Annotated in this window: 20 protein-coding genes; 11 read left to right on the forward strand and 9 right to left on the reverse strand. The window is 68.7% G+C overall.

Annotated elements, in window-relative coordinates:
• The first annotated feature begins 100 nt into the window (after positions 1-100).
• Positions 101-1135, forward strand: coding sequence for an L-glyceraldehyde 3-phosphate reductase (gene mgrA / locus ACWF0M_RS18665; RefSeq protein ID WP_452236913.1), 1035 nt, complete (start codon positions 101-103; stop codon positions 1133-1135).
• A gap of 204 nt (positions 1136-1339) precedes the next feature.
• Entirely contained in the window at positions 1340-1993 is a 654-nt protein-coding gene (locus tag ACWF0M_RS18670; RefSeq protein WP_452236914.1) for a hypothetical protein, read from the forward strand.
• Positions 1994-2205: 212 nt separating this feature from the next.
• On the opposite strand, the gene ACWF0M_RS18675 is transcribed toward ACWF0M_RS18670, so the two are convergent.
• Both ACWF0M_RS18675 and ACWF0M_RS18680 read right to left on the reverse strand, forming a co-directional pair.
• Positions 2206-3183, reverse strand: a complete 978-nt coding sequence (locus ACWF0M_RS18675) for a TAXI family TRAP transporter solute-binding subunit (protein WP_452236915.1) — start codon at positions 3181-3183, stop codon at positions 2206-2208.
• Positions 3180-5147, reverse strand: coding sequence for a TRAP transporter permease (locus tag ACWF0M_RS18680; RefSeq protein ID WP_452236916.1), 1968 nt, complete (start codon positions 5145-5147; stop codon positions 3180-3182). Before ACWF0M_RS18680 ends, ACWF0M_RS18675 begins: the two co-directional genes overlap by 4 nt.
• Positions 5148-5298: 151 nt before the next feature.
• On the opposite strand from ACWF0M_RS18680, the gene ACWF0M_RS18685 reads away from it, so the two are divergent.
• Complete coding sequence (locus ACWF0M_RS18685; protein ID WP_012918592.1) at positions 5299-5964, forward strand: response regulator transcription factor; 666 nt, start codon at positions 5299-5301, stop codon at positions 5962-5964.
• 3 nt (positions 5965-5967) lie between these two features.
• Entirely contained in the window at positions 5968-7341 is a 1374-nt protein-coding gene (locus tag ACWF0M_RS18690; protein WP_452236917.1) for a sensor histidine kinase, read from the forward strand.
• Between the two features lie 10 nt (positions 7342-7351).
• Here ACWF0M_RS18690 and ACWF0M_RS18695 read toward each other — a convergent pair whose 3' ends face one another.
• A complete protein-coding gene (locus ACWF0M_RS18695) occupies positions 7352-8365 on the reverse strand; it encodes a TAXI family TRAP transporter solute-binding subunit (RefSeq protein ID WP_452236918.1) in 1014 nt (337 codons plus the stop codon).
• A 247-nt stretch (positions 8366-8612) separates the two neighbouring features.
• Between ACWF0M_RS18695 and ACWF0M_RS18700 the strand changes: the two genes are divergently transcribed.
• The gene (locus tag ACWF0M_RS18700; protein WP_452236919.1) at positions 8613-11627 is read left to right on the forward strand and encodes an alpha-mannosidase; all 3015 of its coding nucleotides are present in this window, start codon (positions 8613-8615) and stop codon (positions 11625-11627) included.
• A 128-nt stretch (positions 11628-11755) separates the two neighbouring features.
• On the opposite strand, the gene ACWF0M_RS18705 is transcribed toward ACWF0M_RS18700, so the two are convergent.
• Entirely contained in the window at positions 11756-12589 is an 834-nt protein-coding gene (locus ACWF0M_RS18705; RefSeq protein WP_452236920.1) for an SGNH/GDSL hydrolase family protein, read from the reverse strand.
• 100 nt (positions 12590-12689) lie between these two features.
• Between ACWF0M_RS18705 and ACWF0M_RS18710 the strand changes: the two genes are divergently transcribed.
• Together ACWF0M_RS18710 and ACWF0M_RS18715 are read left to right on the forward strand one after the other, a co-directional pair.
• Complete coding sequence (locus ACWF0M_RS18710; RefSeq protein WP_452236921.1) at positions 12690-13913, forward strand: PucR family transcriptional regulator; 1224 nt, start codon at positions 12690-12692, stop codon at positions 13911-13913.
• A gap of 15 nt (positions 13914-13928) precedes the next feature.
• Complete coding sequence (locus tag ACWF0M_RS18715) at positions 13929-15254, forward strand: cytochrome P450 (protein ID WP_452236922.1); 1326 nt, start codon at positions 13929-13931, stop codon at positions 15252-15254.
• A gap of 674 nt (positions 15255-15928) precedes the next feature.
• Here ACWF0M_RS18715 and ACWF0M_RS18720 read toward each other — a convergent pair.
• Positions 15929-16426, reverse strand: a complete 498-nt coding sequence (locus ACWF0M_RS18720; RefSeq protein WP_452236923.1) for a DUF5709 domain-containing protein — start codon at positions 16424-16426, stop codon at positions 15929-15931.
• A gap of 58 nt (positions 16427-16484) precedes the next feature.
• Here ACWF0M_RS18720 and ACWF0M_RS18725 point away from each other — a divergent pair, with 58 nt between their 5' ends.
• Both ACWF0M_RS18725 and ACWF0M_RS18730 read left to right on the forward strand, forming a co-directional pair.
• Complete coding sequence (locus ACWF0M_RS18725; protein ID WP_452236924.1) at positions 16485-17648, forward strand: FUSC family protein; 1164 nt, start codon at positions 16485-16487, stop codon at positions 17646-17648.
• A gap of 85 nt (positions 17649-17733) precedes the next feature.
• Positions 17734-17856 carry a hypothetical protein gene (locus ACWF0M_RS18730; protein WP_452236925.1) on the forward strand — a complete coding sequence of 41 codons (123 nt, stop codon included), beginning with the start codon at positions 17734-17736 and terminating at the stop codon, positions 17854-17856.
• 262 nt (positions 17857-18118) lie between these two features.
• Here the strand turns inward: ACWF0M_RS18730 and ACWF0M_RS18735 are convergent, their stop codons facing one another.
• Both ACWF0M_RS18735 and ACWF0M_RS18740 read right to left on the reverse strand, forming a co-directional pair.
• Positions 18119-18562: an OsmC family protein gene (locus ACWF0M_RS18735; RefSeq protein ID WP_452236926.1), complete on the reverse strand. Its 444-nt coding sequence runs from the start codon at positions 18560-18562 to the stop codon at positions 18119-18121.
• A 7-nt stretch (positions 18563-18569) separates the two neighbouring features.
• A complete protein-coding gene (locus ACWF0M_RS18740) occupies positions 18570-19721 on the reverse strand; it encodes a phosphatidylinositol-specific phospholipase C1-like protein (RefSeq protein ID WP_452236927.1) in 1152 nt (383 codons plus the stop codon).
• An 87-nt stretch (positions 19722-19808) separates the two neighbouring features.
• Here ACWF0M_RS18740 and ACWF0M_RS18745 point away from each other — a divergent pair, with 87 nt between their 5' ends.
• On the forward strand, positions 19809-20426 hold the full coding sequence (locus ACWF0M_RS18745; RefSeq protein ID WP_452236928.1) for a TetR/AcrR family transcriptional regulator: 618 nt from the start codon (positions 19809-19811) through the stop codon (positions 20424-20426).
• Between the two features lie 30 nt (positions 20427-20456).
• Here ACWF0M_RS18745 and ACWF0M_RS18750 read toward each other — a convergent pair whose 3' ends face one another.
• Together ACWF0M_RS18750 and ACWF0M_RS18755 are read right to left on the reverse strand one after the other, a co-directional pair.
• Entirely contained in the window at positions 20457-20855 is a 399-nt protein-coding gene (locus ACWF0M_RS18750; protein WP_452236929.1) for a hypothetical protein, read from the reverse strand.
• 193 nt (positions 20856-21048) lie between these two features.
• Positions 21049-22905: a DUF5107 domain-containing protein gene (locus tag ACWF0M_RS18755; protein WP_452236930.1), complete on the reverse strand. Its 1857-nt coding sequence runs from the start codon at positions 22903-22905 to the stop codon at positions 21049-21051.
• Positions 22906-22940: 35 nt separating this feature from the next.
• Between ACWF0M_RS18755 and ACWF0M_RS18760 the strand changes: the two genes are divergently transcribed.
• Positions 22941-24596, forward strand: a complete 1656-nt coding sequence (locus ACWF0M_RS18760; protein ID WP_452236931.1) for an FAD-binding dehydrogenase — start codon at positions 22941-22943, stop codon at positions 24594-24596.
• Positions 24597-24713: the final 117 nt, after the last annotated feature.

Genomic DNA, 24713 nt, shown 5'->3' on the forward strand with positions numbered 1-24713 from the left:
CAGCCATCAAGAAAGCGAGGTTCTTGATGTCAGTGATGTGGTTTCTGCTTGAAAACAAGGGGGTTTGCACTTGTTGTGACATGAGGCAGACTGGGGTTCCGTGACTGACTACGAGGCGGCTGCGGGCCGGTACGACGACCAGATGACCTACCGGCGGACGGGCCGGAGTGGACTGCAACTCCCGGCGATCTCGCTCGGGCTGTGGCACAACTTCGGCGACGACAAGCCGTTCGCGACGCAGCGGGACATCCTGCGGCGGGCGTTCGACCTCGGCGTCACGCACTTCGACCTGGCGAACAACTACGGTCCGCCGTACGGGTCGGCCGAGACGAACTTCGGGACGCACTTCGCGCGGGACTTCAAGCGGTACCGCGACGAGCTGATCATCTCGACCAAGGCCGGGTACGACATGTGGCCGGGGCCGTACGGTCAGGGCGGCGGCTCGCGGAAGTACCTGCTCGCCTCGCTCGACCAGTCGCTGAGCCGGATGGGTCTGGACTACGTCGACATCTTCTACTCGCACCGGTTCGACCCGGACACGCCGCTCGAGGAGACGATGGGTGCGCTCGACGCGGCGGTCCGCTCGGGCAAGGCGCTGTATGCCGGTATCTCGTCGTACTCGGCGGACCGGACCCGGGAGGCGGCGCGGATCCTGCAGGAGCTCGGTACGCCGCTACTCATCCACCAGCCGTCGTACTCGATGCTGAACCGGTGGATCGAGGAGGACCTGCTGGATGCGGTGGGTGAGCTCGGGGTCGGTGTGATCGCGTTCTCGCCGCTGGCGCAGGGTGTGCTCACGGACCGGTACCTCGGCGGCATCCCGTCCGACTCGCGCGCGGCGCAGGGCAAGTCGCTGAACCCGGACTCGCTGACCGATGACACGCTCAAGCACGTTCGCGCACTGAGCGAGATCGCGAAGGAGCGCGGTCAGTCGGTCGCCCAGCTCGCGCTCGCCTGGACGCTCCGCGACGATCGCGTCACCAGCGCGCTGATCGGCGCCTCCAGCGTTGCGCAGCTCGAGGACAACCTCGCCACGGTGCGCAACCTCGGATTCACCTCCGAAGAACTAAAGGCGATCGACGCCGACGCCGTCGAAGCCGGCATCAACCTCTGGAAGAAGAGCTCGGACGCCTAACAGCACCCCGCACTCAAACGCCCGCCGCAGCTACCTGCGGCGGGCGTTCCCGTTCTCACCCGCAGCAGACGTTCCGTTCCCCACCCGCCACCCGACACCGGGGCGAGGGCTTTGTGGATGGGGAGGTTACGGAGCGGGGTGGGGTGGTTGCGGTTTGGGGGGGATGGGCACACGCTGGGAGGAGACCTCCTGGAGGTGGTTGTCGTGACCGCTTCGACGCTCGAATTGGCCCTGACCTACGAACATGCACGGATTCGGGAGCTGGCCGAGCCGGCTCACCATCCGGACGCTGCGCACCCTGAGCACCGGCATCAGACGGATTGGTTCTACGCGATCGCGTCCCAGCATCTGGCCGCGGCCGAGGACGTGCTCCTCCCGCACGTCCGCCGACTCCCCGACGGCGAGGACCTGGTCGTCAGGTACGTCGGCAACGCGAAGGAACTGGAGCGCTCGCTGCGCTTCCTGAAAGGACGGCAGTACGGCGACAGCCGGTTCGTGCATCTCGACCATCACGACCTGTGGCGGCAGATCGACCGGCTGCTGGACGAGCACGAGACGATCGAGGCGACGTACAGCCGGCAGATCTCCGAGCAGCTCGACGACCCGGACGTGAACACACTGACCGAGGACCTGCTGGAGGCGGAGGAGGTTGCGCCGACCAGGGCGCACCCGTTCTCCCCGCACACCGGTACGGCGGGGCGGCTGGCGCACCGGATGTGGCGGATGGCCGACATCGCCTGGGACAGCGCCGAGGGACGTGTCGTACCGACCAAGTATCACGCGCACCCGAAGCGTGACTCCGCGCTCTCGCACTACCTGTACGGCACACCGATGCCGCATGAGGAGGAGAACAAGTAGACCCGGCCCCGGCGGATGCCTCCGCCGAGACCGGGCCCGGTCTGCCGGCTCTCACAGCGCCTTGGTTGTGGGAGCCGGCGTGCGGGTCCCGTCGCCGCTGCGCCTGGTGTGCGGATCCGGGGCCCTGCGTCCTCCCCCGCTGCGCCTGGTGTGCGGGGGAGGACGGTCTGTGAGCTGGGTCGCCGCAACAGCTACCGGTACCCAGCATGTAGTCATCTCAGACCGTCGATCGCCTTCCTCGCGCCGGGGTGCAGCGGCACCGGGTCGGTCTTGTCGGCGTTCTCCAGCTTGATGCCCTTGGCGGCCGCGTTCACCGCGACCAGCGCATCCATGTTGTCGTAGACGACCTTCGTCAGCTGCTCCGCGAGTTCGTCCTTCATGTCCTTGCGGACCAGCAGCACGTTCGGTACGACGATCGTCGCGACGTCGGCCGGCTGCTTGTAGATCGCTGCCGGGATCGGTGCCTGCGAGTAGACCGAGCCGTACTTCTCCTGCATCTTGGGCAGCAGATCCGCGATCGGCAAGAGCTTGACGCCCTTGCCCATGCTGGTGACCAGGTCGGTGATGCCGCCGGTCGGCAACCCACCGGACCAGACCAGAGCGTCGATCGACCCGGACTTCATCGCGTCCACCGACTCCGGCAGGCCGAGCCGCTGCGCGGTCACGTCGGTGGCCGGGTCGAGCCCTGCCGCCTCGATCAGCCGGCGGGCGATCACCTCGGTACCGGAGTTCGGCGAACCGGTGGAGACCCGCTTGCCCTTCAGGTCGGCGATCGAGTTGATTCCTGCCGACGTCCGTACGGCGACCTGTGTGTAGTTGTTGTACAGCCGGGTGAGCGCGACGACGTCCTGCTTGGTCTTGAAGCTGTTCACGCCGTTCACCGCGTCCGCGGCGGAGTCACCGAGTGAGAACGCGATGTCGTAGTTCCCACCGACCAGGCCCTGGATGTTCTGCACCGAGGCGCCGGTCTCGCTGGCGGTCGCGCGGTACCCAGACATCTTGGAGGAGATCACCGAGGCCAAAGCACCGCCGAGCTGGTAGTACACGCCCGTCGTGTTGCCGGTGGCAATCGTCAGCCGGCCGCCGGACTGCGTTCCGGAGCCGGACGGTTCCCGCTGGCCGCCACAGGCAGCGAGCGAGACGAGGGCAACGAGGGCTACCGCAGCGGTGGGGAGGCGACGAAGTCTCATACGGTTCCTTCCGCGGAAGAGGCCAGGCGTTGCCGCCGGACCAGATTGATGACGACGGCAACAAGTAGCAAACAGATTCCGACGGTGATGGTTACGGGCGCGAGGTAGAGCAGCAGCGCGGCGGCCGGTACGCAGACCGCCCGCTCGAGCCAGGTCGCCCGGACGAACACCCAGCCGCCGGTGACCACGGCGAGCGCGGCCACGGCCAGCATCGACACCAGCGTGGTCCACACCATCCCGACGAACGATCCCTGACCGAGCAGGTGCGCGCCGTTGTCGGTGAGCACGAACGCGAACGGCACCAGGAACGCCGGCAGCGTGTACTTCCACGCCTGCCACATCGTCGGCATCACCTTGCCGCCGGTGATCGCGGCGGTCGCGACCGCGGCCAGCGCGGTCGGCGGCGACACCTCGGACAGGACGGCGTAGTAGAAGATGAACATGTACGCCTCGGGCTGTGTCACGCCGAGGTTCACCAGCGCCGGCGCGATGATCACCGCCGCGATGATGAACGACGCGGTCACCGGCACCGCGAGCCCGAGGATCAGCACGGCGAATCCGGACAGCACCACGGTCAGGATCAGGACGGCGGTGGGGTTCGAGGTCAGGCCATGCGCGGCGTTGACGATGATCTCGGCAAGGTTCAGCCCGAGACCGGTCTGGGTGGTGACCGCGACGATCACGCCCGCAGTCGCGCAGGTGGCCGCCACCGGCAGCACCGAACGGGTGCCCTGGGCAAGCGCTTTGAACAGCGGCCGGCCGGTCAACCGATGCGAGCGGTCCAGGAACGACAACCCGAACTGGATGATCACCGCGTAGACCACGGCCTTGAACGGCGGTACGTCGACCGCCATGAACCCGATGATCACGAACAACGAGAGAAAGTGATACCCGAACCGCAGCAGCAACCGCCACGCGGAGTCTTCGGACACGAAAGCCGACGTCGTCCCGTGCTTGCGGGCGTCGATCTCGATCGCGAGCAGGATGCCCAGGTAGTACAGGATCGTCGGGATCACCGCGAACCCGAGCACCTTCAGGTACGAGACCTGCAGGAACTCCGCGATGATGAAGGCGGCCGCGCCGAGGGTGGGCGGGGACAGGATCGCGCCGATGCCTGACGCGGCGAGCATTCCGCCCGCCGGTTCGGCCGGATACCCGGCGCGGCGCAGGATCGGCCACGACACGGTGCCGAGCGACACCGCGGTCGCCGTACCCGAACCCGACACGCTGCCGAGCAGGAAGCCCGCCAGCGTGACCGTGCGGCCGGGCGCTGTCCGGCTGCGTTTGAAGGCCGCGAACGACAGGTCGATGAAGAACTTGCCCGCACCAGAGTAGTCGAGGACCGCGCCGTAGATGGTGAAGAGCACGATGTACGACGCCGCGACGTTCAACGGGGTCCCGTAGAACCCCGCCGTACCCATCGTGAACTGGGCGATGATCGCGTCGAAGTTGAAGCCCTGGTGTGCGAGCGACCACGTGTAGGGCAGGTAGCCGCCGTAGTACGCGTAGGCGATGAAGACGAGGCTGAACACCGGCAAGACCCAGCCGGTGGTACGACGACACGCTTCGAGCAACAGGATCAGCAACAGGGCGCCTGCGATCACGTCCAGCGTGGACGGGGCCTGCCGCCGTTCCAGGAATGCGTCGAAGTCGAGGAGCGGGTACAGGCAGACCGCCAACGCGACGACCGCGAGAATCCAGTCCACGACGGTCGGATCGTCATGCGCGCGAATCCGGCCGGGCAGGCGAAAACCGCGGTAACACAGCAACGTGATCGGTAGAACCGCTGCGAGAAAGATCACCAAGTAGAACTGCGTGCCCTGTGGTAGTGGAACGAAGACCTGTGCAAGGACGCCGACGCTGATGATTGCGCACCAGACCGAAATCGCCCGATCCAGGGCAGGCCGAAGCCGCCGAGCGGGGCGCTCCTGCTCGTACTCGGCCAGTTCTTCCTCAGAGGGCACGGTTACGCCACCCCCGCCAGCACCGACAGTCATCGACTGGTTCCCTCCTGTGTCCGGAAGGCTAATGTTGCCGAACACTGCGTGGAGTCGCGTGATTACGTCTTTACCAAGATCTGACACATCCGGCCGTGACCTGGCCTACGATCACCGCATGAGTGGCGCGGTGCGGATTCTGCTGGTCGAGGACGATCTCGATATCGCCAATGCCCTGATACCTGCGTTGCGGCGGTACGGCCTGATGGTGACGCACGTCCGCACGGCTGCGGACGCCCTGGCGGCCGATCCTGGCGACCTGGTTCTGCTGGACCTCGGGCTGCCGGACGGGGACGGCATCAACGTGTGCCGGCAGATCCGCACGGTGTCCGACGTGCCGGTGATCGCGGTCACCGCGCGCGGCGAGGCGGCCGACCGGGTGCGTGGCCTGCGCAGCGGCGCGGACGACTATGTGGTGAAACCGTTCGCGATTTCCGAGCTGCTGGCCCGCATCGATGCTGTACTACGGCGTACCGGCCTCTTGCAGCCCCGCCCCAGGGTGACTGTCGGCGACCTGACCGTGGACATCGAGGCCCGGACGGTTCAGGTGGCGGACAAGCCCATCAGTCTGACCCGCAAGGAGTTCGACGTGCTCGCAGTGCTGGCCGCTCACCACGGCCGGGTGGTCCCCCGTGAACAGGTCGCGCTGTACGCCTGGCAGTCCGTCTTCGAGGCGTCGTCGCGCACCATGGACGTGCACGTCGCCAGCCTGCGCGCCAAGCTCGGCCGGCCCGAACTGGTGCAGACCATCCGCGGCGTCGGCTACCGCCTGGGTTCGGACTGACCGTTGCGCCGTCGACTGCTGCAGTCCCTCGTTCCGATGGTCGTCGCGCTGGCGATCGTCGCCGTCATCCCGCTGGCGAACTTCATCGCCACGAGTACGTCGCGCACGCTCTTCCTGTCCCGCAGCAACGACGCGGACTGGTTCGCCGCGATGGCCGAGTCCCCGTTGCAGACCGGCGACATCGCGAACCTGCGTGAGCTCGCGGTCCGGTACCAGGAGCTCTACGACACCCCGGTCTTCGTCGTCGACGTCGACTCGCGGGTCATCGCCACGTCGGTGTCCGGTGTGGACGTGAAGCAGGAGGACATCTCGACCGCCCTGCACAGCACGCTGGCCGGCCGCCTGCCACCCGAGCCGCCGGCGCTGTGGCCGTGGGCCTCCGGCGAGATGATCGTGTCCCGCCCGGTCGTCAACAACGGCAGCGTGCTCGGTGCCGCCGTACTGCGGGTGCCGACGGACAAGGCCCGCGACCAGGTGCAGCGCGGCCTCCTGCTGCTCCTGGGCGGCCTGCTGATCAGCATCGGCGCGATCATCATCGGTATCGTCCGGCCCATCACCCGCTGGGTGCTGCGCCCGCTGCAGGACCTCGACAACGCCACTCACCAGATCACCCGCGGCGCGCTCGACACCAGGGTCTCAACCGACGGTCGTGCACCCGAGCTCCGTCGGCTGGGTGACAGCTTCAACTCGATGGCGCTGAGCCTGCACCAGGCACGGCAGCGTGAGCGCGAGTTCGTCGCGGACGCGTCGCACCAGCTGCGGACCCCGCTGACGTCGGCCCGGATCCACATCGAGGGCCTGTCCCGGCTGTCGCCGACCGCGCGGTTCGCGCTCAGCGACATCGACCGGCTCGGCCGGATCGTCCAGCGGCTGTCCCGGCTGGCCGGCTCGGACCGTCCGTCGGCCGATGCCGAGGGCAACGAAGAGCCGCTGGACCTGGCCCAGGCGGTGAAGGAGCGGCTGGTCGGCTGGAAGGCCGTGTACTCCGCCGACGACCTGGAGCTGATCATCGGCGAGATGATTCCGGGCGGGGTCGCGCCGGAGCTCGAGGTCGACGACATCCTCGACGTACTGCTCGACAACGCGTCGAAGTACGGCGCGCCGCCGGTGGAGGTCTCGGTCACCCGGGACGGCACCGAGGTCGTGATGTCGGTGCGCGACCACGGTCTGGGGCTCGGCTCCCGGGATCTGAAGAAGGTCGGCGAGCGGTTCTGGCGCAGCGCGCACCACCGGGAGATGCCGGGTACCGGTCTCGGCCTGGCGATCGTGCGCTCCGAGGCGGCCCGGGTCGGCGGCCGCGTGGTCGCCCGGCCGCCGATCGGCGGCGGCCTCGTCATCGAGGTCCGCGTCCCGCTGATCGACGACTACGACATCTGAGCAGTACCGCTCAGATGTGATTCTGGCGGTACCAGCGTTCCGCAGCCGGGTGCAGCGGGACCGGCATGGTGGCGATCGCCGAGCGGGGGTCCAGGGCACCGGCTTCGGGGTGCTTCGGGATCAGGTCGTTCTGCCGGCGGAACAGGGTGTTCACCGTCCACCAGGCCCAGGAGTCCGACAGGTTCGGCTTCGCGATCAGGAGGTTCGGGACCGCCAGCGTCGGCACCGAGCTGGCCAGCCCGTACTGCGACGGCGGGATCGCGGACACCAGGAAGCCGCCGAACTCCCTCAGCGCGATCGCCTCCGCGACCTTCCCGATGTTCAGCAGCCGGAACCCGATCGTCTTCTGCAGGTTGGCGATCGGGTCGGTCGGGACGCCGCCGCTCCAGATGAAGGCGTCGAGTGCGCCCCGCGTGGCGGTGCCCTGCGGCTGGACGGCGGCGACCATCTGGTCGAGCGTCATGTTCCGCCGGATCACGTCGACCCTGGCCGCGTCCAGGATCATGTCCGCGACGATCTCGGTGCCGGAGCCCTTCGGGCCGACCCCGACGACCATCTTCCGTGCCGACGGGTCGTCCTTGTTCGGGTTCAGCTCGTCGAGGCTGGTCGCCTTGGAGGCCATCGGTACGACGACGTGCACATAGTTGTCGTACACGCGGGCGAGCGCCGAGAACCGGATCGGGCCTGTGCTGAACGCGCCGGTGCCCTCGTACGCCGCGAGCGCGGAGTCCGACGTACAGAATCCTAGGTCGGCCTTGCTGCTGGCGACCTTGATCAGGTTGTCCACCGACCCGTCGCTGACAATCGGCTTCAGCTCCATGCCGGTGACCTCGCTGACCAGTGCGCTGAGCGCCGTACCGAACGTGTTGTAGACACCGTTCAGGTTCCCGGTCGCGAACACCCCGGCCTCCGACGGCGCCGGCTCGTCCGCGCGGCCGCGTGAGCAGCCGGGCAAGAGCAGTCCGGACGCGGCGGCGGCGCCGAGGCCGAGCACGCTGCGCCGCGTCATCCCGGTCCGTGTCATCTCAGTCCGTGTCATCCCAGTCGGCCGGGCAGGGGGCAGCAGGCGGGGGCGATCCATGCACACAACCTAGACAACAATGGGGCCCTCGGGGTAGCGGCGTCCTCGGCCCGCAATCGAACCGCTACCCACCGATATCCACACAGCGAGAGTGAAACTGCGTCTGGACGCATCCGGGGTCGGTGTGACAGCGTTGTCAGCCGTGCGGCCCTTTCGGCCGCGTGAGGACCCTTTCCCGGAGGCTGATTTCGTGCACGACGACCGTCAACTCATCGAGGAGCGGCTGCAGCGCGCCCTGCGGGAGCGGCTCCGCCCCGCGATCTACGGCGCGGCGGTCCCGCTGGACATCGAGGTGTGGCACGCACCCGGTGAGCCGGTGCCGCCCGCCGAGGCGCTCGCCCAGACCTACGAGCCGGCCGAGATCGGGCTGCCGTGGGGTCCCGCCTGGGGCACCGCGTGGTTCAAGTTCAGCGGTCAGGTGCCGGCCGAGTGGGCCGGCAGCGAGATCGAGGCGGTCATCGACCTCGGCTTCAGCGGCGGCCCCGGCTTCTCCGCGGAGGGCCTGGTGCACACCACGTCCGGCCGGCCGCTGAAGGGTCTGCACCCGCGGCAGACCTACGCGCCGCTGTCGATCCTCGGCCCGGACGGTACGGCGGCCTCGCCGGGCGACCGGATCGAGTTCTACGTCGAGGGCGCCGCGAACCCGGAGATCCCGCTCGACAACGCCACCGCGAAGGTCGACATCGGCGCCAAGCTCGGTGAGACCCCGATCTACCAGCTCACCCGCGCCGACCTGGCCGTGTTCAACGCCGAGGTGTGGGACCTGATCCTGGACCTCGAGGCGCTCGACGGCCTGCAGCGCGAGCTGTCCCTCCAGGACCCGCGCCGCAAGGAGATCCTGCGGGCGCTCAGCCGTTCGCTGGACGTGCTCGACTACGAGAACGTGGCCGCTACCGCCGCCGACGCCCGCGCCCAGCTGACCGACGTACTGAGCCGGCCGGCGCACGCGAGCGCGCACCAGCTGTCCGCGGTCGGGCACGCGCACATCGACTCCGCCTGGCTCTGGCCGCTCCGGGAGACCCGCCGCAAGGTCGCCCGGACCGTGTCCAACGTCGCCACCCTGGCCGAGGAGTACCCGGAGCTGGTCTTCGCGTTCTCGCAGGCCCAGCAGCACGCCTGGGTGAAGGACAACTACCCGGAGGTCTGGGAGCGGCTGAAGAAGGCCGTTGCCGAGGGCACCATCGTTCCGGTCGGCGGCATGTGGGTCGAGTCCGACACCAACCTGCCCGGCAGCGAGGCGCTGGCGCGGCAGTTCGTACACGGCAAGCGGTTCTTCCTGGACGAGTACGGGATCGACACCCAGGAGGTCTGGCTGCCGGACTCGTTCGGCTACACCGCCGCCCTGCCGCAGCTGGTGAAGCTGTCGGGCTCGAAGTGGTTCCTGACCCAGAAGATCTCCTGGAACAAGGAGAACAAGTTCCCGCACCACACCTTCTGGTGGGAGGGCCTCGACGGGACCCGGGTGTTCACCCACTTCCCGCCGATCGACACGTACAACTCGGACCTGTCCGGTCGCGAGCTCGCGCACGCGCAGCGGAACTTCCAGGAGAACGGCGCCGCGACCCGGTCGCTGGTTCCGTTCGGGTACGGCGACGGCGGTGGCGGCCCGACCCGTGAGTTCGTCGCGACCGCGCGCCGGGTGGCCAACCTGGAGTCCTCGCCTCGCGTGACCATCGAGTCGCCGACCGAGTTCTTCGCGGCCGCGGAGGAGGAGTACCGCGAGCACGCGCCGGTCTGGTCCGGCGAGCTCTACCTGGAGATCCACCGGGCGACGTACACCTCGCAGGCCAAGACGAAGCAGGGCAACCGGCGCAGTGAGCACCTGCTCCGCGAGGCCGAGCTGTGGAGCACCGCGGCCGTCATCGCCGGCAAGCTCGACACGTACCCGTACGAGGACCTCGACCGGCTCTGGAAGGTCGCGCTGCTGCACCAGTTCCACGACATCCTGCCGGGCTCCTCGATCTCGTGGGTGCACCGCGAGGCGGAGGCGACGTACGCCAAGGTGGCCGAGGAGCTCGAGGCGATCATCGCCACCGCACAGCAGGCGCTGGCCGGTGAGGGTTCAGAGCAGATCGTCTTCAACGGCGCCCCGCACGGCCGCAACGGTGTCGCCGGTCTCGGCGCGGGTGTCGCGGCCGTCGAGGGCCAGGCCGTCACGGTCGAGAACGGCGTACTGGACAACGGCCTGATCCAGGTCACCGTCGACGAGCGCGGCCTGATCACCTCGCTGTACGACGTCGAGGCGCGGCGCGAGGTCATCGCACCGGGTGCCGTGGGCAACCTTCTCCAACTGCACGTGGACACCCCGAACCACTGGGACGCGTGGGACGTCGACTCGTTCTACAAGAACAACGTCCGGGACGTCACCGAGGTCGACAACGTGGACTTCTCGGTTGTCGACGGTGTCGCGACCGTCGTCGTGAAGCGATCCTTCAACCGGTCCACGGTCACCCAGACGCTGCGGGTCCGCCCGGGCGCCAAGCGGGTCGACATCGAGACCGAGATGGACTGGCACGAGGCGGAGAAGTTCCTCAAGGCGGCGTACCCGGTCGACGTGCACGCGGACCGGTCGGCGTCCGAGACGCAGTTCGGGCACATCTTCCGGCCGACCCACCAGAACACCTCGTGGGACGCGGCGAAGTTCGAGATCGCGGCGCACCGCTGGGTGCACGTCGGCGAGCCGGGGTACGGCGTTGCCGTGGTCAACGACTCGACGTACGGCCACGACATCAACCGGACCGCGCGGGAGGACGGTGGTACGACGACCACCATTCGCACCTCGCTGATCCGCGCGCCGCGGTTCCCCGACCCGTTGACCGACCAGGGCGTGCACACCGTGAACCACGCGCTGGTGGTCGGCGCGGGGATCCCGGAGGCAATCAAGGAGGGCTACCGGATCAACCTCCCCGAACGTGTCGTCACCGGCGCCGAGGGCGTCGGCCCAGTCATTGCCGTGGACAACGACAATGTGATCGTCGAGGCCGTCAAGCTGGCCGACGACCAGTCCGGTGACGTGATCGTCCGGCTGTACGAATCCAGCGGCGGCCGCGCTCGCGCCACCGTCACCCCGCTGTGCGAGGTGGCCTCGGTGACCGAGGTCGACCTGCTCGAGCGACACCTGGACGACCAGCTCCTGTTCGGCAACGGGGTCTCGATCGAGCTCCGCCCGTTCCAGATCCTGACCCTGCGCTTCAAGCGTTCCTGACCCACTACCGGGGTTCCTAGCCTCCACCCTCCCCCCACTCCGGAGGCTTGGCCCACCCCACCCCGGAGGCTTCCCGCCTCCCACCCGCGCCCGGCGCCGCGAAGCGGAGCCGAGCGCGGGTGTTTGGGCTAGTGGGCTGCTGCGGCGACCAGCTCGCCGAAGGCGTGCATGCCTCGGGCGCTCGGGTGGAGCGGGGCGGCTGCTGAGGTAGGGATGAGGCCTTCGAGCCAGCGCTGGCTGATCGGGGCGCAGGCGTCGTGGCCGATGCTCGGGGTGCGGAGGTCGACGTACTGCGCTCCGTGCGCGGCCGACTGTGCCGCGAGCATGGCATTCAGGCCGTCGATCGTGGCCTGCAGGTAGTTGGCGTCGACCGGCCACACCGGGATCTGCGGGTAGCAGCCGTTCGGGCGGATGTAGGTGCCGTATCCGGTCACCAGAATGCGCGCGTTCGGCGCGAGCTGCCGGATCCGGTCGAGCGCCTGCCCGAACGGTGCGGCGGTCGCGTCGATCCGGGCTGCGAGTTGGTCGGTGCCGCCCGCTGTGAACCGCTCCTTGCACGACGCGCCGGCGGGTGGCGGTAGCAGGTTGATACAGCTCAGTGCCGCAGACACGAGCCCGGTGTCGTTCCCACCGATGGCGACCGACACCAGGTCGGTCGTCGGCTTCAGAGCGTCGTACTGCGGGGGCTCGAACCCGAACTGTTTGCCGCTGAAGTCCGGGATCACCGCCCCGGAACAGGTGACGTCGGTCAGTCGCGCACCGAGTTCCTCGGCCGCGACGTGCGGGTAGTTCAGCGCGGACCGCAAGCACGGTACGTCGATCTGCGGCGGGATCAGCGGCCCGGCCGCCGACGAGTCCCCGAGCGCGACGTACTCCAGCACCCCGTCCGCCTGCGCGACCCCAGGACTGCTCACCAGCCCCGCCACCAACGCACCTACCGCGAGAAGAACGCCTCGTCTCATCACCATCACCCTTCGCCGCCGACCGGTCACTACCTTCGAGTAGTAATGTTCGACCCCAAAGCATCCGCCCGTCGCTAGGGCCACGCCCAGACTTCGAGGGGTGATCGTTGTGACGGATCACAACACGGAGCTGCGGTCCGGCGGCGTGCCCGTGCACGAGATCCTGCGCGCCGACCTCGCTCCGCTGGTGGACGACGTACTGCGGCGGCTGGTCGCGGACATCCCGCTCTACGCGCAACTGCCCGAGGAAGAGCTGCAGGGCGACATCCGGCGGATCACCGAGCGGACGCTGCGCGCGTTCAGCGAGACCTTTCGGACCGGTGTCGTACCGACCGGCGAGGCGCTCGATCCGCTTCGGGAGTCCGCGATCCGACGCGCCGAGGAGGGGGTGCCGTTGGAGGCGTTGCTGGCGGCGTACCACCTGGGTGGAAAGGTCTGCGCGGATCATGTCGCGGCGACGTTCCGGCCGGACGAGCTGCAGGACGCGATCGCACTCAACCGGCTGATCCTGGACTTCCTCCAGCGCGTGACGGCCGTCGTGTCGGCCAGCTACTTCGAGGAGCGCCAGTCGATCGCGGGCGAGGACCAGGCCACGCGACAGTCGGTGTTCGCGGCGCTCGTCGACGGCCGCCCGGTCGACGAGTCGGCGGCGCGCGCCGGGGTGCGGTTGCCGATGGAGTACGTCGTACTCGGCCTGACGATCGCGCCGCATCCGGACGAGAGCCGGCCCGGTGTCGACGCGCAGATCGTTGCCCGCCGCAAGCTCCGCAGGATCCGCGTCGAGTTGGACCGTGTCCCCGGCAGCATGTCCGGCCTCGCCCCGGACGGCGAGATCGCGTTACTCCCTGGATCCAGCGCGGTCGAGCTCTCAGTGCTCCGGGACAGGCTCAGCCGGGTCGCCGGGGTGGACATCACGCTCGCCGTCGCGAACACCGTACCGCTGGAAGTGCCCGCCGGCGTTGCGTTGGTGCGAGACCTCCTGGACGTCGTACGCATCCACCGTCGTCCCCCAGGTGTCTACGAACTCGACGACCTGCTGCTCGAGTACCAACTGAGCCGCCCTGGCCCAGCACGTGATCGGCTGGCGAGCATGCTGACGCCGGTGGCGGATCGCGACGATCTGATGGCGACGCTGCGGTGCTACCTCGGGAACGCGCGCAACCGGCGCCGGACCGCGGCCGACCTGCACGTTCACGCGAACACGGTGGACTACCGCCTGCGTCAGGTCGGCCGTCTGACCGGGCTCGATCCGGTCCGCGACGATCAGCTGCCGCGGATCGTCGCGGCGCTTGTCGCATTCGATGCCCGGCGTTTACCCGGCTGACGTAGCGTGAAAGGTATGGCTCCGACACCCTTGCTCGGTTCCCGGACGCTCGACCGGCAGACGGCCCGCACGCTGCCGCCCGGACCGAAGCTGCCGACCCTCGCGCAGACCGTGCTGTTCGCGAGTCACCGCAGGACGTTCTTCCCGCGGATGCTGGAGCAGTACGGCGACGTGTTCACGATCCGCCTGGTGCCGTCGAGCCGCGTGTGCGTCGTACTGAGCCGCCCCGACCACATCCGGGAAGTGTTCGGCAGCCCGCCGGCAGTGATGCACGCCGGCGAGGGGAACACGGTGCTGGAGCCGATCATGGGTTCGCACTCGTTGCTGCTGCTCGACGACGAGGACCACGTGCGGATGCGGAAGCAGCTGATGCCCGCGTTCTCCGGTGCGGCGCTGCGCGGGTACGCCGGGATGGTGCTCGAACTCGCCCAGGCCGAGGTCGCGAAATGGCCCGTCGGGCAGCCGTTCAAGGTGCACGAGCGGATGCGGAACCTGACGCTCGAGATCATCCTGCAGGTGATCTTCGGCGTCACCGACGTCGACCGGTTGAACACCCTGCGCCCGTTGATGGACAAGATCGTGTCGGTGTCGCCGGTGATCATGCTCGGTGGGTTCTATCCGCCGCTGCTCCGGGTGCGGCCGTGGAAGACGTACCTGGACACGCAGAAGCAGGTCGACGAGATCCTGTACGACGAGATCGCCGCCCGACGTGAGACGTTCGCCGGGCGCACCGACGTACTGTCGCGGTTGCTTGCTGCGGGCAACTGGACGGACGTGGAGCTGCGGGATCAGCTGGTGACGTTGCTGCTGGCCGGCCACGAGACGACGGCGACCGCCCTGGCATGGGCGTTCCACGAACTGGCGCGGCGGCCGTCTGACCTGGAGTTCGGTCAGCACGCTGCCGACGCCGGATCCGACGACGAACTCGAGGCGATCGTCAAGGAAGCGCTGCGGCTGCATCCGGTCGTGTACCAGGTCGGCCGGCGCCTCACGGAGACCACCGACATCGCCGGCTACCGGCTTCCCCGCGGTACGACGATCATGGCCGCGATCGGCCTGGTGCACCGGGACGCGGAACACTTCCCCCAACCACAGGACTTCCGCCCGCAACGCTTCCTGTCCGACGATCCGCCCGCGCCGGGCACCTGGATGCCGTTCGGGGGCGGGGCCCGGCGGTGCATCGGCGCGGGCTTCTCCCTGATGGAAGGCACCGAGATCCTCCGCGCCGCGCTCAGCGCCTACAACTTCCAGGCCCCGCATCCCAAACCCGAACCGGCCCAGGCCAAGAACGTCACCCTGGTCCCCCGGCACGGCGCCGAAATCACCGTCACCCGCAGGTAGCCGCACGCCCGGCCAGCCACGCCTTCCAGGGCGGTGCCGGGCTTGGTGTGATGTGCAAGCTCGACAGGATGTGTCGGGTGGCGGGGTAGTGCACCTGAGCGTGAACGTGTGCGTGCGTACACCGTCTCGCCGGTGCACTACCTGTCGAGCCTGCACATCACACCCCCCTCGGCCACCCGGCGGGGCAGCCGGAGCCGGGACGGCTGGCTCAACCGCCGACGGAAGCGATGCCTGCGGGGTCCCGCAGTGGGTCAGCCGAATATCCCCTCGCGGTGGGGCCGAGGGCGGCCAGGTCTGGGGACTGGGGACTGCTACCCACCTGAAGTGACCAGCCAGAGTCCCCAGTCCGGACTTTGTGCAAGGTCGACAGGACGTATACGTCGGCTGTCCGGCGATCCGGACTGCCGCACCGGTGCGGGGTGGCAGGTAGTAGACGTATACGTCCTGTCGAGATGCACATTTCCGCCGGACTGCGGCTACCCGTGAGGGCGGTCGGCCGGTTGTCGGGAGAAGAGACACCCTCTGGGTACTGCGGACAGGGAATGTCGTGTGCGAGCCCACCAGAAGGCGTCATGCGGTCCTGCAGTTCACCCATACATCGGACGGGAGAGCCCTTCTTCTGCGCGAGGTGTGGGGCCTAGCGGAGCCGAGATCACCGTCGCCCCGCCGGTAGGTCAGTCCTCCAGGTCGCCGACGTCTCCCAGGTCGACGTCGCGGTAGTTCTCCAGGTCCTGCTCGTCGTCGTCCTCGAGTTCGAACTCCTCGTCCACGACGTGTACGGCGGCCTCCTCCGCGCCGGCCGCGGCGCCGTCGATGCCGACGTCCTCGGCGTACAGCTCGCGGTCGTCGTCGCCGCGCGCGCCCTCGTCGGAGGCGACCAGGCGACCGGAGCGTTCGGTGCCGACCTGCGGGCCGCCGACGTCCTCACCGTCCTCGGCGTACGGGTCGACGTCCGGGACCTCCTGCGCGATCCGCTGGTCCAGCGTCTCGCCCTGCAGCGCCTCGTCGGCCGTCGTACCGAAGCCTTCGCCCGCGGACCACTTCTCCGGCGGCGAGACCCCCTCGTCGAGCAGGTCGTCCACGCCACGGTCGTCGAGGGTGTCCCCCGGCTGCAGCTGATCCTCGTCGTCCACGGAGTAGCTGCCGTAGTCCTCACGGTTGTTCTCGGTCATGAGGCAACAGTGAACCGCAGAGCGCCGATGAATCAAGCTGGCGCACCTATCCCGCAGAATGGGGCGGGTGGATCCGGTCAGGCTGACGTTGGACCAGTTGCGGGAGCTGCGCGACGACATCGCGCCGCAGGCCGCGCGGCGGTCCCGTGCGTCGATCCGCCGGCGGATCGAACGCTGGCGTAGCCGGGCCTTCTTCATCGCCCAGTGCGCGCTCGCCGCCGGCGTCGCGTGGGCGGTCGCGCACTACGTCATCGGTCACAAGCAGCCGTTCTTCGCGCCGGTCGCCGCGATGGTCTGTCTCGGCTTCAGCTTCGGCCAGCGTCTGCGCCGGGTCGCCGAGGTGATGGTCGGCGTCGCGGTCGGTGTCGGCGTCGGCGACCTGTTCGTCAAGGCTTTCGGAACCGGCATCGTCCAGCTGGTCTTCGTGATCGCGCTCGCGATGAGCGTCGCCGTACTGCTCGGCGCCGGCAACCTGATGACCACCCAGGCGGGTGTCCAGGCCGCGATCGTCACCACGCTGCTGCCCAACCCCGGTGCCGGCTTCAGCCGCTGGCAGGATGCCGCGCTCGGCGGGCTCGTCGCGCTGGCCGCCGCCACGATCGCACCGGCCGCGGCGATCAGGCGCCCGAGGCAACAAGCGTCCGGCGTCCTGAACGAGCTGGCCGAGATCCTGGTCGAGACCGCCGACGGCCTGCGCGAACGCGACGAGGAGGCTGTCACCGACGCGCTCCGCCGCGCCCGCGCGAGCGAGTCCCGGCTCGACGACCTGCGCAGCGCCGCCGACGAAGGGGTCGCGGTCGTCCGGCTGTCCCCGTTCCGCCGCCGGCACCGCGGGCGGGTGCAGGAGATCGCCGATCTCGTCGTACCGCTGGACCGGGCGATCCGGAACACCCGCGTCCTGGTACGCCGGTGCGCGGTGTCCGTGTGGCGCGACGAGCGGATGCCCGACGAGTACCCGATGCTGCTCGAACGCCTCGCCGACGGCACCCGCCTGATCGGCGAATCCCTGTTCGAACCGGCCGCCGATGTCGCCGCGCACCGCGTGCTCGGCGAGCTGGGCCGCCGTACGGCGGAGATGCCGCTGCCGAGCGGGCTGTCCGCGGTCGTCGTCCTCGGTCAGCTCCGCTCCACGATCATCGACCTCCTCGAGCTGACCGGCACGTCGTACGACGACGCCCGGAAACTCGTTCCGCTGCGTCCGGACGGGCTCGACGAGAAGTAGACCGCCCCCAGCGTCAGGACACTGAGTGACTCAGGTCACAGCGCGGATTCCCGTCATACCTTCCGGACTCCGGCGTCTCACTGGCATGACGATCCACCGACTGATGACCACGATGGCCGCCGAGCAGGTCCGCCAGCTCGAGGACCTGTTGGCCGTCGACAGCACCCAGACCACAGACGACCGGACCGACGCCGCCGCCGAGCAGTAAGGCGCGAGCCGGACGAACGGACCCGGGCGGCGCACCCGGACGGTCTGGCCCACCGAGCCAGACCGCACGGAAGTCGCACATCAAACGCAGAGGCGCCCCAGTGCGAGGCGCCCCCGGATCCGTTACCGGTGCACCGCCACAGAGGTGCACCAGACCACCCGCCGACCGTCCTGACACCGTTTGCGCGAGGTTCAGGCCGGTCGGTGGGTGGTTTTTCTTTGCCTGAAGGAAGGAAAGAAAGGGAAAGAAGAGGAAAGTCGGGTCAGGCGGAGATGGTGATCTCGGTGGTCACCGAGTTCGCGATGAAGCATTCCTGGTGGGCGAGGTGGTGGATCCGCTCGATCGTCTCGGCATCCGGCTCCGCGCCGTTCCAGACGATCTTCGGGTTCAGCGTCACCTCGGTGATCGCCAGCCGGCCGGCGGCGTTCTTCGCCATCACGCCGACCGCATGGTCGTCGTACGCGTCGACCACCAGCCGCTTCCGGGCCGCGATCGCCAGGAACGTGAGCATGTGGCAGGACGACAGCGCCGCCACGAACGCTTCCTCCGGGTCGACCGGGCCCGGGTTGCCCAGGTACTTCGGGTTCGCCGAGCCCGGCACCGTGATGCCGCCGTCGAAGCGCCACTCGTGGTCGCGGTCGTACGCGTCGTAGGTGAACTCGTGCTCACCACGGCTCCAGCTCACGTCAACCACGTGCTCCGACATACTCAGATCACCTTCCGACGACATCTCCACGGCACCAGGTCGGCGCCGTCACAGGGTTGCATCGTACGGCGGTGTGCCCGGGCAGCTTGGCGACGAAGTCGCTGTCGTACCGCGCGGCCATGCCCGCGACCGGCCAGTCCGTCGTCACCACCTGAGCACCACTGGCCAGGGCGATCCCGAGCCGGCTGTAGTCCTTGTCGCGGATGGTCGCCATCGGCTCGTCGGACCGGGTCCGGATCAGGTACCCCTTCGCCACCAGCCGCTGGATCTCCGCCTGGTTCGCGCCCCGCGGGTCGTTCACCTGGGTGATCGCCGCGTCCGGCTCACCCTCGGGACCACGGGTGAAGACGGCCCGGCCCTCGAGGTTCTGGTGACCGGTCCGGTAGAGGTCGCGAATCGCGCCCGGGCCGCCGTTGTCGAAGTAGAACAGCACCTGGCCGCGGGCGTCGTCCAGCTTCGGCCAGCCCTTCGTCAGGACCGACTGCTCCAGCGTCAGACCGGGCTTGCGGACGTCGTCCGGCGTCAGCAGTTCCTTCTCGGAGAACACCGACCGGATCTCCTGGTCGACACCCTCCAGATTCGCCGCGTCCCACGGCGGCGACTGGACACCGCCGGCCGCGACCACGTTCGGGTCGGACTGCTTGAGCTCCAGGTTGATGGTGATCGGCACGTGGTTCGGGTGCTGGTCGGACCACGACTTCACCTGCTGCAGGCACAGGACGAACGTGTCGCAGGTGGTGTTGTAGTCGAAGTCCGGGATGTGCATCACCTTGATCCCCGGACGAGCCATCGCCGGATCGGTCAGCGGCCCCTGCCCGGTCAGCTTCCGGATCAGCGGGTACGTGTACAGGCCGCCGGCCGGGTCCGGAAGCAGGTCGAGCTCGAGCGTGCGGACGTTCTGGTCCTCGAGCTGCTGCGTGATCGGCGCGTGCGAGTACCAGAGGTCGACCGAGCCCGGGTTCTGCGCCTGCTGGACCTTCTGCTCGGCCGGGCTGAGCTCGCGGTGGTACGAGTTGTGCGACCCGATCATCTGCACCTGATTGAACCGCAGCCCCGAACCGTTCTCCGCGGACGCGGAATTGTCCTGGGTGAGTGCCACTCCTGACGCGGCCAACGCGACCGACGCGGCACCGGCAACCATGGTTTTGTTGATGCGCATACGAGATTCCCCTCCTCATGACCAACTGTCGGCAATCTGTCACAAAGAGGTGGCAACGCTGTCCCCCGAAGTGTGGACAATGAGTGAATGGTGACATCGGGGGCCTATCCGCTGCGCCGGACGCCGACGCAGGATCGGGCGAGCCGGCAGGTTGAGCGGATCCTGGACGCGGCCTGTGCCGAGGTGGTCGAGCGCGGGTACGACGCGGCGTCGACGAGCGGGATCGCGAAGCGGGCCGAGATTGCGGTCGGCAGCGTGTACCGGTACTTCCCGGACAAGCGCAGCCTGATCCAGGCGATCGAGCGCCGGAACCAGGCGCGCTACACCGACGCGGTGCGCGAGCGGCTGGCCGATGTGACGAGCTGGCGCGGGGCGGTCGACGTCACGCTGGAGACGTTCCGGGAGATGCACCGGACCGACCCGGGCTTCAAAGCCGTCGTACTGAGCGGGCTCGGCGATCCGGAGCTCGAGGCGAAGCCGGGCGAGTTCGACGATCAGCACGCCGGCGAGTTCGCCGAACTGCTGGCGGCGCGGTTCGGCGCCCGGGACTCACGGGACTTCCGCCTGGCCGTGACGATCGGCATCACGATGGGCGAGGCGCTGGCGCATCTCGCGGACCGGCTGTCCGCGGACGAGGCGGAGTACGTTCTGGATCAGGGCCGGCCGGTGCTGTACGACCTGCTCGCCCCGCATCTTCCTGCTTGAGCCGGAGAGGAGGCTCAAGCAGGTGAACCGTCAGGCTGCCGTAGCGGAGTACGGGCCCAGGGTCGGCCAGTGGCTGACCCGGCCGGCCAGGCGGGCCCGGCGGGGCGTCCGGACGTCGTAAGCGACGATCACCCGGTCACCCTTGGCGTAAGTAATACGGCTCCCGACCGGGAACTTGCGAGCGACCTCGTACGGTCCCTCACCCCGGCGGGTGTAGTACTCGACGATGACCTCGGTGTAGATCGCCGGGGCACCGCTCTGCAGTTGGCCGCGGACCGGGCCACGCACCCGGATCACTCGTCCCGCGGTCTTTTCCTCCGTGCGGCTGGGGAGTTCGTTGGGCCGGAGACCGGCCAGAACCTCGGTCACGATGAAGGCTGCGACCACCAGCACCAGGCCGAACCCACCGAGTACAACGATCGTCAACATGGCACTCACCCCCGACGCGTCGCCCGCGAGCGACGCGGTCGTTTGTCGAAACTGCCCTGCGCGGCGTTTGCCGCTCATCCGGTAAGACGCCACCGGACTCCACTTGGTTCCATGAAGTACAAAAACTTCTCTACATGAACATAGTAGAGTCCGGTGGAGCGGTGTTTCTAGAGGTAGAGTTGACCTGAAGTTGTCAGTTTCCGCCCATCCCGAACTGGTATTGCGGCGGAACCGGCCGTTGTGTACCCAGCGCCTCCTCGGCGGCCAGCCAGTAGTCGGCGAGCGGATTCGCACCCTCCCGGACCGTGGCCAGCTCGATCCCGGCGGCCAGCAGGTCGTGCGCCGTGCCCGGGTCACCGATCTCCAACTGGAGCCGGACGCGCAACAACTGGATCCGCGGGTCGTCGGGCGCATGCTCGAGCATCCGTTCCGCCCGTGTGATGTCGACATCGAGTGCGGCCGCGGCCGCCTCCGCGACCAACGGCACCAGATCGGGCCGGAGCTCGACAGCGCGCTCGTAGTACTCCAGCTCTCCCGTGACTACACCGAGGTTGCGTAGCGCCCAGGCGTTGTCCCCGGACTGCCGCCACGCCTCGATCGCACCGTCGACATCACCGTCGTAGTGCCGCGCGACGCCCCGGTGGTACCAGACGAGCCAGTTGTCCTCAGCCGCCTCCAGCAGGTCCCGCCACGCCACCAGAGTCCCGTCCGGTACGTCGGCAACCGCAGGCAACTGTCCGTCGAGCAGCGGCAGCCACGCCTGCTCCCGCGACGTCATCGTGTCGTCGCTGAACGGCGTACCGTCCGACACGCTCCAGCCGGTGCGCTTGAGCTCCAGCGCACCCCATCCGGACCCGACCGCGAGCCGTTCCGCCGGAGCCGCATCCACAACGCCCAACCACTCGGCCTCACGCCCAGCCAACCCGTCAAGCAGGACCCTCGACGCCGCAGCCCCCGCTTCCCGCGCTGTCTTCCAGTCCTGGGAGTGAGCAGCGCCGGCGTCCATCGAGACAGGTCCGTACGCCTCCAACCAGTGCCAGGATGTCGCAGCAGGAAGCTTCAGATGCTCCATCTGAGTCCGAGCGAGGCCTGCCTGAATCTCGGCGTACCCATCGTCCTCCAGCCCGGGGGACAACCACTCCTGCCACCGGTGCCCGCCGTCACCCTGACCCCACACGAAGAGCTTCCGCCCTTGCAGCCGCGAGGTCGACGCCTGCACCAGTCCGTTGCCGTCCCCGGCGACCGACGCGATCCACGAGCGCTCACCCGCCAGCGGTTCGAAGAAGTAGTCGATCGCTTGCGGGTGCCGCATCGGATAGGTCAGATCGGTTTCCACGTCGACCAGGTCCAACCGGCTGCCGTACCCGAACTGCCAGGCCTGGTCCGCGGGCACGAGAACGCGACGATCGGGCGACTGCGGGACGGCGATGTTCGACCACCAGTACGCCGGGACCTTGACGTCGGAAGGGTTCTGCAGCCGTACGCCGACGTACAGGAACTCCGAGTCCTCCGGGAGCCAGAAGTCGAGTTGGGTGACGAGGTTGCGGGTGCGTTCGAGCTCCCACAGCCGCAGGACCGGCGTACCGTCCGGGCCTGCGACGCGGGCGGCGTGCATCGGCGCGCAGGTACCGGTCCAGTGGCCGGTGCTGCCGACGTTCCACTCGACGCCGCCGGCGAACCAGGCGTTGCGCAGTGCGAGGTTCGCGGGCTGGAAGACCGGGTTGCGGTAGAGCAACTCGGTCCCCTTGTGGACGAGCGAGTACAACCGCCCACCGAGGCTTGGCAGCACGGTCGCACGGACGTGGTCGTTCTCCAGCACCAACGCAGGCAGCGCCGTCTCCACCAGGGTGCGGTCGTAGCCGTCCTGGTTCAGGCACGGCAGCGGGCTCTGCAGGCGCCCGTACTCGATGTTCTCCCGCAGGTCGGCGGGGAGCTCGGCGATGTTCTCGACGTGGTGCGGCTCGCGCTGGGTGCTGAGCGGCGCGAGCGGATTCTCCGGACCGAGCGAAGCTGCGGGAAGTACGAGGTTTTGCGCAGAAAGGATCGTCACGACCACATCTTCGCAAGTGCGCTATACATGTCGCCATGGACGCTGACGTGATCGTCGTCGGGGCGGGGCTGGCCGGGCTGGCCGCGACCGCCGAACTGGCCGACGCGGGCCGGAAGGTGCTGCTGCTCGACCAGGAACCCGAGGCGTCGCTCGGCGGCCAGGCGTTCTGGTCGTTCGGCGGACTGCTGTTCGTGGACTCCCCGGAGCAGCGCCGGATGGGGATCAAGGACTCCCACGACCTCGCACTGCAGGACTGGCTCGGCTCGGCCGGGTTCGACCGGCTGGACGACGAGGACAAGTGGGCGCGGCAGTGGGCGGAGTCGTACGTCGACTGGGCGGCCGGCGAGAAGCGTCCGTGGCTCCACGCGCAAGGTGTGCGCTTCTTCCCTGTCGTCGGATGGGCCGAGCGCGGCGGGTACAACGCGGACGGCCACGGGAACTCGGTGCCTCGGTTCCACATCACGTGGGGCACCGGGCCGGGCCTGGTCGCCCCGTTCGAGCGTCGTGTGCGGGAGGCCGTCGCGAAGGGGCTCGTCGAGTTCCGGTTCCGGCACCGGGTGGACGAGCTGACGGTGACGGGCGGTGTGGTCGACGGCGTCGCGGGCAAGGTGCTCGAGCCCAGCGACGCACCGCGGGGTGTCTCGAGTTCACGCGTGGAGGTCGGCGACTTCAGCCTCAACGCGCAGGCCGTGATCGTCACCTCGGGTGGCATCGGCGGCAACCACGACCTGGTCCGCTCGCAGTGGCCGCAGCGGATGGGCGAGCCGCCGAAGCGGATGATCAGCGGCGTACCGGCGCATGTGGACGGCCGGATGCTCGCGATCACCGAACAGGCCGGCGGCCGGTACGTGAACCGGGACCGGATGTGGCACTACACCGAAGGCATCCAGAACTGGGACCCGATCTGGCCGCAGCACGGCATCCGGATCCTGCCCGGGCCGTCGTCGCTGTGGTTCGACGCGACCGGGAAGCGGCTGCCGGTGCCGTTGTTCCCCGGGTTCGACACGCTCGGGACGCTCGAGCACATCATGACGACCGGGTACGACTACACGTGGTTCGTGCTGACCCAGAAGATCATCGAGAAGGAGTTCGCGCTGTCGGGCCAGGAGCAGAACCCGGACCTGACGAACAAGGACGTCAAGGGTGTACTCGGCCGGGCGCGCGGCGGTGCGACCGCGCCGGTGCAGGCGTTCATGGACAAGGGCGCCGACTTCGTTGTCCGCGGCAACCTTCCGGACCTGGTCCGGGGGATGAACGACCTGACCGGCGACAAGCTGATCAAGCTCCACGACCTCGAGCGGCAGATCGTCGCGCGGGACCGCGAGCTGGCCAACACGTTCACCAAGGACCTGCAGATCACGGCACTGCGCGGCGCCCGCAACTATCGCGGCGACAAGTTGATCCGGGTCGCGTCCCCGCACCGGATCCTCGACCCGAAGGCCGGCCCGCTGATCGCCGTACGGCTGAACATCCTGACCCGCAAGTCCCTGGGCGGCCTGCAGACCGACCTGGAGTCCCGCGTACTGCGAACCGACGGCACCCCACTCCCCGGCGTCTACGCTGCCGGCGAGGTCGCCGGATTCGGCGGCGGCGGCATCCACGGCTACCGCTCCCTGGAAGGTACCTTCGTAGGCGGCTGCCTCTTCACCGGCCGTACGGCGGGCCGCGCAGCCGCGAAGGCGGTGTCCTGAGGGGCAGGTGTAACTGTGCCGGCCGAAGCTCACCGTGCCGTACGCGTACCAGGTGCCGAGTACCAACAGGTCGCCCATCTGGACGACCTGACCACGGCCGGCACGGTCGCGTCGGGT

It is taken from the genome of Kribbella sp. NPDC055110, assembly GCF_053607525.1.